Below are 15,390 nucleotides of genomic sequence, written 5' to 3'. Positions count from 1 at the left end.
TAATGTCATGTTACCAATTTGACATTAATAATCATGGGGTTGCTTAAAAAGCATCCTGAAATGTTTTTGCAATAGGAAATGGGTCCACAAATGCAAGAAGTTGCTGACGCATTGCGTCTTGACACTGAACTTTCCGCTGATAGTGCAGCGTATATTGAAGAACTTTATGAGCAGTACTTGGCTGCACCAGACTCAGTAGAAGCTGACTGGCGTGCATACTTCGATAAATACCCGAAAGGTGATCAACCACACAGCAATGTACGTGAGCAATTCTTATTACTAGGTCGTAATTCAAGTCGTGTTCAAGCAGTGGTACAAAGTTCTGTTAGTACAGAACATGAACGTCGTCAAATTGGCGTACTACAACTGATCGCAGCGTACCGTAACCGTGGTCATCAAAAAGCAAAGCTTGATCCTTTAGGTTTAGCAAAACGTGAAATCGTACCTGATCTTGACCTTGCGGCACACGGCTTAACCCAATCTGATTTTGATACTGTATTCAATACAGGTAATCTTTTGATTGGTAAAGACGAAGCAACTTTAGGTGAAATGGTTCAAGCCATGGAAGCGACGTATTGTGCTTCGATTGGTGCAGAATACATGCACATTGTTGATACCAAAGAAAAACGTTGGATTCAACAACGTCTTGAAGGTGCACGTGGTCAATTCAATTTTACAGCAGATCAGAAAAAACACGTATTAGAACGTTTGACCGCTGCTGAAGGCCTAGAAAAATTCCTTGGTAATAAATACGTCGGCGCAAAACGTTTCGGCGTGGAAGGTGGTGAATCTTTTATTCCAATGGTTGATGCTTTGATTCAGCGTGCAGGTTCTGTAGGTTGTAAAGAAGTAGTCATTGGTATGCCACACCGTGGTCGTTTGAACCTTCTTGTAAACATTATGGGTAAAAACCCAGCAGACCTATTTGGTGAGTTCGAAGGTAAGAGCTTACATAAAAAAGGTTCTGGCGATGTGAAGTACCACCAAGGTTTCTCTTCAAACGTAATGACTCCAGGTGGCGAAGTTCACTTGGCATTGGCGTTTAACCCATCGCACTTAGAAATCGTTGGCCCTGTGGTTGAAGGTTCAGTACGTGCACGTCAAGTTCGTCGTAAAGACATTGGTGGCGATGACGTATTGCCAGTCATTGTTCACGGTGATGCTGCATTTGCAGGTCAAGGTGTGAACCAAGAAACCTTCCAAATGTCACAAACACGTGGCTATACAGTGGGTGGTACGGTTCACATTGTGGTGAATAACCAAGTTGGTTTCACAACATCTGACCCACGTGATGCGCGTTCTACAGAATACTGTACGGACATCGCGAAAATGATCCAAGCACCGATTTTCCATGTGAACGGTGATGATCCTGAATCAGTATTGTTTGTTGCGCAATTGGCACATGACTTCCGTCACACTTTCCGTAAAGACGTTGTCATTGACATGTTCTGTTACCGTCGTCGTGGTCACAACGAAGCGGATGAGCCAGCTGCAACTCAGCCAATGATGTATCAAGTCATTAACAAGAAAACGACAACCCGTGCATTGTATGCAGATCAATTGGTTCAAGAAAGCATATTAGACCGTGCTAAAGCAGATCAAATGGTAGAAGACTATCGTTCTGATCTAGAAGCAGGTAAGCATGTTGCCAATGCGTTGGTACTTGAGCCAAATACAAAAATGTTTGTAGATTGGGCACCGTACTTAGGACATGACTATACAGACGTATGGGATACCACATGTTCTGAAGACCGTCTAAAAGAACTGGGTCGCAAAATGCGCGAGCTTCCAGAAGGTTTCGTGATGCAGCGTCAGGTTGCAAAAGTGATTGATGATCGCTTAAAAATGCAAACTGGTGAAATGCCATTGAACTGGGGTGCTGCGGAAACTTTGGCTTATGCATCTATTTTAGATGATGGCTATTTGGTTCGTTTGACTGGTGAAGACGTAGGTCGTGGTACTTTCTCACACCGTCATGCAAAACTGCATAACCAAGTTGATGGTTCGACTTATATTCCGCTTTGCCATATCAAAGAAAACCAACCACGTACAGCGATTTATGACTCATTATTGTCTGAAATGGCGGTGTTAGGTTTTGAGTATGGTTATGCAACGACTCTGCCTAAGAGCTTGGTGATTTGGGAAGCACAATTTGGTGACTTCGCAAACTGTGCACAGGTTGTAATTGATCAGTTCATCGCATCAGGTGAAACCAAGTGGGAGCGTGTATGTGGTTTAACGCTACTTCTTCCTCATGGTTTTGAAGGTCAAGGGCCAGAGCACTCATCTGCACGTTTAGAGCGTTTCTTACAGCTATGTGCTGAAGACAACATGCAAGTGATGACACCGACTACACCTGCACAGATTTTCCATGCTTTACGTCGTCAAGCGATTCGCCCAATTCGTAAGCCAATGATCATCATGTCACCGAAGTCTTTGCTTCGTCACAAGCTTGCAACGTCTACTTTAAGTGAACTTGCAAATGGTACATTCCAAACAGTGATTGATGAAATCGACAACATCAACAAAGCAGACGTAACACGTTTAGTGCTTTGTGGTGGTAAGGTTTACTACGACTTGCTTGAGAAACGTCGTGAGCAAGAGTTGAATAACACTGCAATCGTTCGTATTGAACAATTGTATCCATACCCTGAACAACGTATTGCTGAAGTTCTTGCTCAATATCCAAATGTGAAAGATATTGTTTGGACCCAAGAAGAGCCGAAGAACCAGGGCGCTTGGTTATTCATTGCACCGCGTCTATATGATGATGTAATGAAATCTGCGAAACCAGTACGTATCAGTTATGCAGGTCGTGAAGCTTCTGCTGCACCGGCTTGTGGTTCACCATATTTGCATGCAAAACAACAAGCTCAGCTCGTAAATGACGCTTTAGCGATCGTAGCTGAATAACAGGAGATTCTTAGTAATGGCAACCGAAATTAAAGCACCGGTATTCCCAGAGTCAGTTGCTGACGGAACAATTGCAACTTGGCACAAACAACCAGGTGAAGCAGTATCACGTGACGAAGTGATTTGTGATATTGAAACTGACAAAGTTGTTTTAGAAGTTGTTGCTCCTGCTGACGGTACAATTGCATCCATCATTAAAGCTGAAGGTGACACTGTTCTTTCAAACGAAGTGATTGCAGAGTTTGAAGAAGGTGCTGTATCTGGCGCGGCACAAACTGAAGCTGTTCAGTCTGAAGCGAAAGTGGAAGTTGCTGCTGCACAAACTCAAGCAGGTGCTGCGCCTGTTGTTGAACGTGCTCAAGTTGCTGATCAAGCACCAGCAGTACGTAAAGCATTGACTGAGTCTGGTATTCCAGCAGCAGATGTTGCAGGTACAGGCCGTGGTGGTCGTATCACGAAAGAAGATGTAGCAAATCATCAAACTAAACCAGCAGCTCCAGCTGCAGCGCCTTTAAGTGTTGCTGTGGGTGAGCGTGTTGAGAAGCGTGTTCCGATGACACGTCTTCGTAAGCGTGTTGCTGAGCGTCTACTTGCTGCAACTCAAGAAACTGCAATGTTGACTACGTTTAACGAAGTGAACATGAAGCCAATCATGGAAATGCGTGCACAATATAAAGATGCGTTTGAAAAGCGTCATGGTGCTCGTCTTGGCTTTATGTCTTTCTTTGTTAAAGCAGCAACTGAAGCACTTAAACGTTATCCAGCGGTTAATGCTTCAATTGATGGTGATGACATTGTTTACCATGGTTACTATGACATCGGTGTAGCAGTATCTTCTGAGCGTGGTCTAGTTGTACCTGTGCTTCGTGATACAGACCGTATGAACTATGCTGAAGTTGAAAATGGTATCCGTGATTACGCTTATAAAGCGCGTGATGGCAAATTGGGTATCGAAGACATGACTGGCGGTACGTTCACGATTACCAATGGTGGTACATTCGGTTCATTATTATCTACTCCGATCTTAAATACGCCTCAAACAGCGATTTTGGGTATGCATAAAATCCAAGAGCGTCCAATGGCTGTCAATGGTCAAGTAGAAATCTTACCGATGATGTATTTAGCGCTTTCTTATGACCACCGTCTAATTGATGGTAAAGAAGCGGTAGGCTTCCTTGTAACAATTAAAGAATTGTTAGAAGAACCAGCTAAATTGATCCTTGACCTTTAATCTAAAGAATAAAACATGGGCTTAGGGCGATCCTCTAAGCCCATTTTTGGAGATAAACATGTCTCAACAATTTGATCTTGTTGTAATTGGTGGCGGCCCTGGCGGTTATGAAGCAGCGATTCGTGCTGCGCAGCTTGGTTTCAAAGTTGCGTGTATCGAAAAACGTGTACACAAAGGTAAACCATCTTTAGGTGGTACTTGCTTAAATGTGGGTTGTATCCCTTCTAAAGCATTGCTTGATTCTTCACATCATTATGAAGATACACTCCATGGCTTAGACGTTCATGGCATCACAGTTGAGAATGTACAACTTGACCTTGCTAAACTTTTAGCGCGTAAAGATAAAGTTGTAGATAACTTGACAGGTGGCGTTGCTCAATTACTGAAAGGTAATGGCATTGAATGGTTACAAGGTACTGGTAAATTACTTGCAGGTAAAAAAGTTGAATTCGCACCATTAGATGGCGGTGAAGTACAAGTTTTGGAACCTAAATTTGTCATTTTGGCAACGGGTTCAGTTCCTGTAAATATTCCAGTGGCTAAAGTTGATGAAGATCTTATCGTAGATTCAACGGGCGCATTAGAATTCCAAGAAGTTCCTAAACGTCTTGGTGTCATTGGGGCAGGTGTTATTGGCCTTGAACTTGGTTCAGTATGGCGTCGCCTAGGTTCTGAAGTTGTTGTATTTGAAGCAATGGATGCATTCTTACCAATGGCTGATAAAGCGTTGGCAAAAGACTACCAAAAGCTTTTGACTAAACAAGGTTTAGATATCCGTATCGGTGCAAAAGTTTCTGGTACTGAAATCAACGGTCGTGAAGTGACTGTTCAATACAACCAAGCGGGTGAAGACAAAACTGAAACTTTCGATAAGTTAATCGTTTGTGTAGGTCGTAAAGCTTATGCTGAAGGTTTATTGGCTGAAGACTCAGGTATTAAGTTGACTGAGCGTGGTCTAGTTGAAGTAAACGATTGGTGTGCAACGTCTGTTGACGGCGTATATGCAATTGGTGACTTAGTCCGTGGTCCAATGCTTGCGCATAAAGCAATGGAAGAGGGTGTAATGGCGGTTGAGCGTATGCATGGTCATGCTGCTCAAGTAAACTATGACACCATCATTTCTGTGATTTATACTCACCCTGAAGCGGCGTGGGTTGGTTTGACTGAAGAACAAGCCAAAGAAAAAGGTCACGAAGTTAAAACTGGACAATTCCCATTTGCTGTAAATGGTCGTGCTTTAGCTGCGAATGAATCTGCTGGTTTTGTGAAGTTTGTTGCAGATGCAAAAACTGACCGTCTATTAGGTATGCATATCATTGGCCCAGGTGCTTCTGATATTGTTCACCAAGGTATGATTGCACTTGAGTTTGTATCTTCTGTTGAAGATTTACAATTGATGACTTTTGGTCATCCTACTTATTCAGAAGTGGTTCATGAAGCTGCACTAGCAGTGGATGGTCGAGCGATTCACGCAATTCAGCGTAAACGCAAATAAGATAAAAAAAAGAGCGACTACGGTCGCTCTTTTTTGTTTCAGGTGGTTGTCTTATTTTGCAGAATCATCTAAAAATAAAGAGAAGAAGTTTTTTAAAAAATCCAAAATGTTTACTGTGATAGTAAACAGCTTCGGTGCAACAAAAAGTAAATAAGTAGTAATAAAAAGGTTAGTCGATGAATTTACATGAATATCAAGCTAAAGCGCTATTGAAAAAGTATGGTATGCCAGTCCAAGAAGGCGTACTCGCAACCACTCCACAAGAAGCAGTTCAAGCCTTTGAACAAATGGGCGGCAAGTTTGCTGTAATGAAGGCACAAGTGCATGCAGGCGGCCGTGGTAAGGCAGGTGGTGTAAAAGTTGTTAAGTCAGCAACAGAAGCTGCAGAATATGCAAAGAGCATCATCGGGACCAACCTCGTTACCTATCAAACAGATAGCCATGGTCAACCTGTCAACAGTGTGCTTGTCGCGGAAGATGTTTATCCTGTAGAGCGTGAACTGTATTTAGGCGCTGTGGTTGACCGCTCAAGCCGTCGTGTGACTTTTATGGCATCGACTGAAGGTGGTGTTGAAATTGAAAAAGTTGCAGAAGAAACCCCAGAAAAAATTATCAAAGTAGAAGTTGATCCTTTGGTTGGCTTACAGCCTTTCCAAGCACGTGAAGTTGCATTTAAGTTGAATTTGAAGGATGGACAAGTAAATCAATTCGTCAAAGTGATGTCTGCGGCATATCAAGCCTTCATTGAAAATGACTTTGCTCTTTTTGAAATTAACCCACTTTCAGTACGTGAAAATGGCGATATTTTATGTGTAGATGCCAAAGTTGGGATTGACTCAAATGCTTTATATCGTTTGCCTGAAATTGCGGCGCTACGAGATAAATCGCAGGAAAATGAACGCGAGTTAAAAGCATCTGAATTTGACCTGAACTACGTTGCACTTGAAGGCAACATTGGGTGTATGGTCAATGGTGCAGGCCTTGCGATGGCCACTATGGACATTATTAAACTTTACGGGGGGCAACCTGCGAACTTCCTAGATGTGGGTGGTGGCGCAACCAAAGACCGTGTAATTGAAGCGTTTAAAATTATTTTGGCAGATACCTCTGTGCAAGGGGTGTTGATTAATATCTTCGGTGGAATTGTACGTTGTGACATGATTGCTGAAGCGATTATTGCAGCGGTTCAAGAAGTAAATGTAACTGTGCCTGTGGTTGTTCGTTTAGAAGGGAACAATGCTGAATTGGGTGCCAAATTACTTGATGAATCAGGTTTAAAACTTATTTCTGCAAATGGTTTGTCAGATGCCGCAGAAAAAATCGTTGCTGCAGTAAAAGCGTAAGGAGTATCAATATGAGCGTATTAATTAATAAAGACACCAAAGTATTGGTACAAGGTTTTACAGGTAAAAATGGTACTTTTCACTCAGCACAAGCGCTGGATTATGGAACAAAAGTTGTTGGTGGCGTAACACCTGGTAAAGGTGGCACAACGCACCTTGATTTACCTGTATTTAACACGATGAAAGATGCAGTTGCTGGTACAGGTGCAGATGCAACTGTGATTTATGTCCCAGCTCCTTTTGTCTTGGATTCAATTATTGAAGCAGTGGACTCAGGTGTTGGACTGATTGTGGTGATTACCGAAGGTGTGCCAACTTTAGATATGCTCAAAGCTAAGCGTTATCTTGAAACCAATGGTAATGGTACGCGTTTGATTGGTCCAAACTGTCCAGGCATTATCACACCAGGTGAATGTAAAATCGGGATTATGCCAGGTCATATTCACCAATCTGGTAAGATCGGAATTATCTCACGTTCTGGTACCTTGACCTATGAAGCGGTTGCACAAACGACGAAACTTGGTTTAGGGCAATCAACTTGTATCGGTATTGGTGGTGATCCAATTCCAGGGATGAACCAAATTGATTGTTTGAAACTGTTCCAAGACGATCCGCAAACTGAAGCAATCATTATGATTGGTGAGATTGGTGGTACTGCTGAAGAAGAAGCAGCTGAATATATTCAGTCTCATGTGACTAAACCTGTCGTTGGTTATATCGCAGGTGTAACAGCGCCGAAGGGCAAACGTATGGGACATGCTGGAGCAATTATTTCGGGGGGTAAAGGGACTGCTGAAGAAAAATTCGCGGCATTTGAAAAAGCAGGAATGGCTTACACGCGTAGTCCCGCAGAATTAGGCTCTACAATGTTACAAGTACTTAAAGAGAAAGGTTTGGCTTAAGCACAGACTTAAAGCTTTAGAGAATCCCCAAAATTGGGGATTTTTTTATTATTTCATAGACATATCTAATAGAGTCCCGTAAAAAATCTCCGTTTTTCTTACATTTTTCATGACGAAAATTGGTTGGATTTCACTTACTACGAAAATACAATGTGATTGAAGTCACATAATTTAATTATGTGGTGATCTTTATTTACATAGTGTGAAAAGTATATGAATTATAAAAAGCCAATATGGATGATTTGTATTTTAGCTAGCACTTGCCCTGTAACACTTTTGCAAGCAGCAGATAACATTGATCAACTCCGAGAAGAGAGTGTTGTTTTGATTCGATCAGGTCAAGTTGATCAAGGTCTTGAACGGTTAAGGGCTTTATTGGCACAACAACCACAAAATCAAAAGCTCATTGCAGACTATATGGTCAGTGCCTATGCGCATCAGAAAGTAACTGCATCAGATCTAGCCCATTTACAAGATATTAGTGTTCAACGTTTTCCTGAATATGCATGGTTAAGTGTTGTGAAGGCTCAGCGTGATTTAAGACAGTTCAATACCGCTGCAAACTGGGCTGAAATGTTTTACCAACAGAGTAAACAACAGCAATGGTTAGTGTGGCAAGTTGTATTAAATGCAGAGGCTGGACAAACGGTTCAAGCAAAAAAATTACTGGCACAAGTCAAAACAGAACAGCTCAGCCCTGACTATTTAGCACAAATGTCATATGCCTACCGCGTTCTGAGTATGCCGGTTGAAGCATTGGAAAGCTCAGAGGCAGCACTGAACCAACAGGTCAATCCTGATCTACAAGAGCAATATGTTTTAGCCCTGATGGTGAATAGTGCTTATGTTGAAGCTGAGGAATATATTCAAAGTCATGGTTTAAATGAATTACGTCCAAACTTGCGTCATAGTGTAAAGCTTAATGAGTTTTCTCAACGTATCCAAAATGCAATTCAGTCCCAGCGTATGTTGACCTATCGTGATCAAGGTATGCAAGCCTATAACAAGCTTGATCAAGTGATTGCGGCAATGCAGCGTTATGAAACTGAGTTACCCGAAGATCAGGCGCTTCGTCGCAAGTTTTATTATGACTACAGCTATGCTTTAAATGCACGACAAGCATCTCATGAGGTTTTAGCTGAATTAAAAAAAGTGAATTTGCCAATTGCGGATATGCCTGCTTATGTACGTCATGCTGCAGCAGACAGTTATTTGAGATTGCGTCAGCCTAAGCAAGCGGAAGTGTATTATCGCAGTTTATTATTAGAAAAAAATTATCCTAATTACGACGTCTATGCAGGTTTGTATTATTCTCTGATTGAACAAGAAAAGTTTAAGCAAGCTGATCAGTTGATTGTTCAGATGGATCATTTATTACCGACTTTTAAATACAGCAATGCAAAAGGTGTAAATAGAACTACACACGATGACCGTTTTGAATATTTGGGTTTAAAAGGTCTGAACTATGCCTATCGTAACGAACATGCCAAAGCTGAACATTATTTTGAGCAGTTGGTGGCACAAGCACCTAATAATGTGAGTTATCAAAACAATCTTGCTTTAATTCAGCGTTGGCGAGAAAAACCAAAACTATCTGAAAGTAACTTATCCCAACTACAAGGGGTAGAGCCGATTGATCAGGCAACGCGTATTAACCATATGCAAAATAATCAAGCTCTTGGAAATATTCAGGCTTGGCGTGCTCAGAATGCAGATTTAATGCAACGCTCACCTTTAGATACAGGGGTTCGACTTAGCCAGAAAGAGTTGAATGACCGTAATCGACCAACTATTCAGCACCAAAGTATGCTTTCAAAAAGCAAATCTGACAGTCGTGACTTACTTGGGCAGTTAAAAGGTTCGCGTGAGCGCGAGCATCAAACGCGTCTGAATAGCCCTTGGTTTTATGATAACTATCGTGCTTATGCTATGCAGGACTATCGTTGGTCTGAGTTTGATGACGGCAAGGTGAAAGATAATCGGATTGGACTTGGACTTGAATGGGCATCAAAACGAAAATCAGCAAGTATTGCATTATCGCAGACTACAAACGGAGATCGTCTAGGTGCTGAACTACAATGGTCACAGTGGTTGAATGATCATTGGAACTATCATTTGGCTTATAACAGCCAAGCCGATATTCCCTTACAAGCTATACGCAATGGTGATGAAGGACAGTCTTACAGCTTGGGTTTTGATTGGCAGCAGAATGAGTCTCGTAAGGCAGGGGCAACTTATCAACTGACGGATATTGATGATAACAATACGCGCCAAGAAGTGGCTGCCTATTTTAGGCAACAGATTTATCAAGCACCACATCATATTACGCAAGCCATTTTACGGGGCTATTACGGTCAAAATGATGATGTCCGCGTGGATTATTTTAATCCTGAGTCGAATTACAGTTTAGAAGTCGGCTTAGAGCATGAGTGGATGACATGGCGTCATTATGATCGCCATTTTAGTCAGCACTTTGAAGCAAGTGTAGGGACGTATAAGCAAAAAGACTATTCGGCAGAAGCAATTTATAACATTTATTACCAACATGATTGGCAACTGTCGAGAACATGGAAGCTCAATTACGGCATAGGTTGGGGAATCCATCCTTATGATGGTGATTCTGAGAAACGTACTTATGGGGTGATTGGCTTTGAGGGGCGCTTCTAATGAAAAAATTCATCAATATATTAATCGCAATGAGTTTAACGGGAACACTCTTTGTTCCAAACCTTTCATATGCAGAATTGCAAAAACCTAAACAAATTAAATTACAAGATAATCAGTTTGTGACTTTAACTTTTCATGATGTACGGGATGATGTTGCAAAAAGTGGTGATCGTGATGTGTACGCGATTAGCACCAAAAATCTGGCGCAGTATCTAGAATGGATACAGCGTGAAGGATGGCAGCCAATTCGTCTAGAAGATATTTGGCTGGCAAGGCAGGGGAAAAAAATATTACCTAACAAGGCTTTACTATTAACTTTTGATGATGGGGCATTGAGTAGTTATAACCGGGTTTTTCCACTGTTAAAGCAGTATAAAATGCCAGCAGTATTTGCAATACCAACCAGCTGGATTAATGGTAATACCAAAGATGCCTATGAGGCATACGGTGTAGGCAACTTAATGACATGGCCACAAATGCGTGAAATGGCTGCATCAGGTTATGCTGAATTTGTATCTCACTCTGATAATTTACACCGTGGCATTTTGGCGAACCCACAGCAAAATATGGAACCAGCAGCCATTACTCGTCAATATTTTGAAAAACAAAAAACTTATGAAACAGAGGCTGAATATCGCAGTCGAGTGGTTGCCGACTTAAAAAAATCAAAACAGGTATTAGATCGTGAGCTGGCTATAAATAGTCGCGCTATTTTCTGGCCTTATGGTGCAGTCACTGCGGAAAGTGAAGAATTGGCAGCTAAAGCAGGCTTACCGATGTCTTTTAGTTTAGGTAGTGTTGCTCCTCTGGCAGACTCGGTAAAAACATATCAACGTGCTTTGATTATGGATAACCCAACACCTGAAATGATTAATCAGGAAATGTTGGAGTTTTTGAATTATGTCCGAGCACCTTATAAGCAGCGGAAGAGTTTTTTGCGTTTTGATTTAGCAGAAATGCAATCGGTCGATAATGAGCAGTTTAATCAGAAACTCGGACAGTTATTGGATCGTGTCGATGGTTTAAAAACCAATACCTTGATTCTTAAAGCCGTGTCAGATAGCAACGGTGATGGAAAAATTGATGCTGCATATTTCCCCAATCGGCAGTTGAAAATGCAGCAAGATATGCTGAATCGTGTGGTATGGCAGTCACGGACACGTATTGCTAACCGTGTTTATGCCGAGCTCCCAATCAGCTTGGAAACTGAACAGAATGTAGACCTTGCGATGTTGACGGCTGACTTGGTAAAGAATAATAGCTCGATTGAAGGGTTAATGTTGGATACGGGTTCGATGCTAGACTGCGCGATCGGTCAGCAAAAATGGACTCCTAATTGCGAAGCTCAAGTAAATCGCGTCTTCAAAATCAAAGAGCGAACCAAGGAGCAGGCAAAGTACTATGCCAATATCAGTAATAATTACCAAACAGCGCTGAAAGTTAATTTAGAACAAACCCAGTTAGACGGTTTAAAGCCTTTATTAGACTATACCTTAGAGTATGCAGATTTTCTTTATGTTGAGCTAGATCCTATCCAACAACCAGAGGTATTTAATGCCTTTGTTAAACAACTTAAAACTTTGAATGAAAAAGAGCAGCAGTATTTGATTGCGAGCTTTAATGTCCCAACTCCGCTTAGCACCCAACAGGTAAAACAGCTCAAAAAGAGTTATCAACAACTGAGAAGTTTAGCGATTCAAAAAGTAGGTGTAAATAATTACAGCTTTAATCTTGCGGAGGTGATTCATCAAAATTTTTATCTTGAGCTGAGTTTAAATAGCAGCCCATTGAATTACCGCGATCCATTTACTCAAAAAGTTTTGGAGAAAAAATAATGCAATGGTTATTTAATTTAAGATTTAGCGACTACTATTTTGGTTTTGCATTTTTATATCCACTCTTTATGGCTTGGCTATGGATTGCAGGCGGAATATGGTTCTATTTAAAACGTGAATATCGGGAGAATGATGTTCCACAACCAAGTGAGCATGCCTGTAGTATTTTGATTCCTTGTTTCAATGAAGAAGATCAAGTTCGAGAAACCATTAAATACGCTATGCAAACGCAATATCCTGACTTTGAAGTGATTGCGATTAATGATGGCAGTAGCGATAAAACTGCTGAAATTCTAGATGAGTTACAGCAAACCTACTCACGTTTACGTGTGGTGCATCTGGCTGAAAACCAAGGAAAAGCTTATGCACTAAAAGCGGGAGCTATGGTCAGTCAGCATGAATATCTGATTTGTATAGATGGTGACGCTTTATTGCACCCACATGCTGTGCTATGGATGATGCACCATTTAACACGATTTCCACGTGTGGGGGCTGTGACGGGGAACCCTCGAATTATCAACCGTTCAAGTATTTTAGGCAAAATTCAGGTCGGTGAGTTCTCATCTATTATTGGTCTCATTAAACGTTCACAACGGACTTATGGTCGGATCTTTACAGTGTCTGGGGTATTGGTCGGATTCCGTAAAACTGCTTTGGATCGTATTGGATACTGGCGTGACGACATGATTACTGAAGATATTGATGTGTCATGGCGTTTGCAATTTGACCATTGGGATCTGCACTATGTGCCAAATGCACTCGGCTATATTTATATGCCAGAGACCTTTATTGGCTTATGGAAGCAACGTTTACGTTGGGCGCAAGGTGGAATAGAGGTCTTATTGGCCTATAGCAAACAAATGTTTAACTGGCGTTTACGCCGTATGTGGCCAGTCGCGATTGAGTCTATGATCAGTATCCTCTGGGCCTATGTGATGTTCGGTATCATTATTTTATATCTCTACGGTTTGTTTTTTCCATTACCTGGTGAGTGGGCGATTCAGTCCTTTATCCCGCAGTGGTATGGGGTAATTTTAGGGGTTACCTGCCTTATTCAGTTCTTTGTCAGTTTGATGATTGATAACCGATATGATCGTGGTCGTATTTTGAGAAATTATTTTTGGGTGATTTGGTATCCACTGTTCTTTTGGCTGTTAACCATGATGACAACGGTTGCTTCTGTACCGAAAACCTTATTGAAAACGCAAAAGCGTGCTCGATGGGTGAGTCCAGACCGTGGTTTTAGAGGAGAGACCAAAGATGCAAAAAACTGAAAACTTTAAAATAATTACTGATGAAAACTTACTAGACATCCCTAGCTATATAGACCGACCAGAATATGTTCGAAATAAAACAGCAGGTTATAGTCTGTTGGCGCTTGGGTGGATCACTTGGATGTGGTTGTTTTTACCATTACTCACAGTTCTGTTTTGGTTATTTGAAGGAAGCTTGGTTTATGAGCAATTGATTGTGGCAGAAATGCCACGGAAGCCCTTGAATCTGTTTCATTTAACAGGGTTGATTACGTTTTTCATTCTGTGTCTGTTTATTTGGGCGAGTTATAATTGGTATCGGTTTCATAATAATGAAAAGCGCTTATTTCCGAGCAATGTCATGCCATCTGAACTTGCGCATAGTTTTCGTGTCAGCACGACAGATATTAAACGTTTGCAATATGCAGACAACATTACCTTACACTACAGTGAGGATGGTGAACTGACTACTTATGATCTAAATGATCAGGCGAAAACACTGGATTCAAAGCCGCTGCGTGTGGATGTTGTTGTACAAAATCATCTGGATAATAACCAAAATGCTTAACGCCGTGTTGTTTAAGTAACTGCATGGTTTCAGCGAGCTCAGCGCTGGAAATTTTCTGATTATTTTTCCAGTTGATGGCTTGAAGTTCAAAAATAGTACGATCCAAGTTTGGGTCGTATTTTTTGGCCTGAGCAATCAGGTCCAAGTAAAATTGACGATGATTCGGACTGTCCTCCATATAAGGCATCGCCATAATTGCATTATAGTCATAATAGGCTAGGGTACTGGCTTGGGATTGACTAAACCACTGTTCGCTCTTTGGATTGAGCACAACTGGTGCATACATGTTACGAGCGGTGAGTAAATTTGGCTGCTGTTTTCTTAAAACTTGGCTTAAGCCCGCTGCAAACTGGTCCAAATAAGCAGTTTTATACTGTGCAAATTTAAACTGTTCAGGGTGCTTTGGATCACGGAGCATAGATAGATCTTTAAATCCCCATACTTCATACATTTTTTCGGCTACGATAGATACATCTTCATGATCATTAAGGGTTATGTCGTCATGGTACAAAATGCCGTCGACTTTATTTCTGCTTATAAAATCATTGAATATCTCAGTAACCAATTTCATATTCTGAGGCTCAAAGGGGCTGATACGAATATAAGCATTTGATACTTTTTGACTATTTTCCACATATTGTAATTGGTCTTGTCGAGGAAATTCCCATGCTATGAGAGGAAACCATGCATAGACTTGCTTTACCTGAGTTTGTTGTCGAATTTCGCGCAAAACTTGCGGGAATAAATTATCACGCGTTGGAATATGTCTATTTTCAAAATAAACTTGGTCTGCCGAACCGTTAGCATCAGGATCAGCAAAGGCTTGTAAAAAAATAGTATTTGGTTGGATCTGTTGTATACGCGCAATTAATGCTTGGATGTTTTGCTGTTGTTGGGTTTTATCTGGATCGAAGACATAGTCTAAATCAATATGCATAATACGCATTTGATCTATTTTTGTTGCGGTAGAATGTTGAATATTTTGTGCTTGATACTCCGCAACAATGGTATCTATTGGGTGATTTTTGATCAGAACGGGAGGTGTTGGTTGATGTATGACATTACATGCGAACAGGGGCAGTATGGTTATACAGGTGAGTAATATGTTCAGTTTTTTATGCTTTAAAAAATAAACCATGGTGTTTCATGAAAAACAGAGTATGAATAAATACTGTAATCGAAA

The 15,390-nt window shown here is 41.1% G+C and carries 10 protein-coding genes; 9 read left to right on the top strand and 1 reads right to left on the bottom strand.

Translation table 11 applies throughout. The features are described 5' to 3' along the window. Nucleotides 1–90 precede the first annotated feature (90 nt). From DPG01_RS05015 to pgaD, 9 genes are all read left to right on the top strand, one after another. Entirely contained in the window at nt 91–2,913 is a 2,823-nt protein-coding gene (locus DPG01_RS05015) for a 2-oxoglutarate dehydrogenase E1 component (protein ID WP_086208254.1), read from the top strand. Nucleotides 2,914–2,929: 16 nt separating this feature from the next. Continuing rightward, nucleotides 2,930–4,144: a 2-oxoglutarate dehydrogenase complex dihydrolipoyllysine-residue succinyltransferase gene (gene odhB, locus DPG01_RS05010; protein WP_086208081.1), complete on the top strand. Its 1,215-nt coding sequence runs from the start codon at nt 2,930–2,932 to the stop codon at nt 4,142–4,144. A gap of 58 nt (nt 4,145–4,202) precedes the next feature. After that, complete coding sequence (gene lpdA, locus DPG01_RS05005; protein WP_110974369.1) at nt 4,203–5,639, top strand: dihydrolipoyl dehydrogenase; 1,437 nt, start codon at nt 4,203–4,205, stop codon at nt 5,637–5,639. Between the two features lie 176 nt (nt 5,640–5,815). Then, nucleotides 5,816–6,982, top strand: coding sequence for an ADP-forming succinate--CoA ligase subunit beta (gene sucC / locus DPG01_RS05000; RefSeq protein ID WP_110974368.1), 1,167 nt, complete (start codon nt 5,816–5,818; stop codon nt 6,980–6,982). An 11-nt stretch (nt 6,983–6,993) separates the two neighbouring features. After that, nucleotides 6,994–7,884 carry a succinate--CoA ligase subunit alpha gene (gene sucD, locus DPG01_RS04995; RefSeq protein WP_110974367.1) on the top strand — a complete coding sequence of 297 codons (891 nt, stop codon included), beginning with the start codon at nt 6,994–6,996 and terminating at the stop codon, nt 7,882–7,884. A gap of 213 nt (nt 7,885–8,097) precedes the next feature. Beyond that, entirely contained in the window at nt 8,098–10,551 is a 2,454-nt protein-coding gene (gene pgaA / locus DPG01_RS04990) for a poly-beta-1,6 N-acetyl-D-glucosamine export porin PgaA (protein WP_110974366.1), read from the top strand. Beyond that, a complete protein-coding gene (gene pgaB, locus DPG01_RS04985; RefSeq protein ID WP_110974365.1) occupies nt 10,551–12,386 on the top strand; it encodes a poly-beta-1,6-N-acetyl-D-glucosamine N-deacetylase PgaB in 1,836 nt (611 codons plus the stop codon). The genes pgaA and pgaB (DPG01_RS04985) overlap by 1 nt, the downstream gene beginning before the upstream one ends. Next, nucleotides 12,386–13,660, top strand: coding sequence for a poly-beta-1,6-N-acetyl-D-glucosamine synthase (gene pgaC, locus DPG01_RS04980; protein WP_110974364.1), 1,275 nt, complete (start codon nt 12,386–12,388; stop codon nt 13,658–13,660). The genes pgaB (DPG01_RS04985) and pgaC overlap by 1 nt, the downstream gene beginning before the upstream one ends. After that, entirely contained in the window at nt 13,647–14,207 is a 561-nt protein-coding gene (gene pgaD, locus DPG01_RS04975; protein WP_086208074.1) for a poly-beta-1,6-N-acetyl-D-glucosamine biosynthesis protein PgaD, read from the top strand. The genes pgaC and pgaD overlap by 14 nt, the downstream gene beginning before the upstream one ends. On the opposite strand, the gene pgaB (DPG01_RS04970) is transcribed toward pgaD, so the two are convergent. Further along, nucleotides 14,107–15,345, bottom strand: a complete 1,239-nt coding sequence (gene pgaB / locus DPG01_RS04970) for a poly-beta-1,6-N-acetyl-D-glucosamine N-deacetylase PgaB (RefSeq protein WP_110974363.1) — start codon at nt 15,343–15,345, stop codon at nt 14,107–14,109. The two genes, pgaD and pgaB (DPG01_RS04970), sit on opposite strands and share 101 nt — an antisense overlap. Between the last annotated feature and the right edge of the window lie 45 nt (nt 15,346–15,390).

The sequence above is a fragment of the Acinetobacter sp. WCHAc060042 genome (assembly GCF_003231195.1).
Classification (GTDB): domain Bacteria; phylum Pseudomonadota; class Gammaproteobacteria; order Pseudomonadales; family Moraxellaceae; genus Acinetobacter.
Note: the sequence above shows the minus strand (reverse complement) of the source record. Positions and strands in the feature narration are given on the sequence as shown.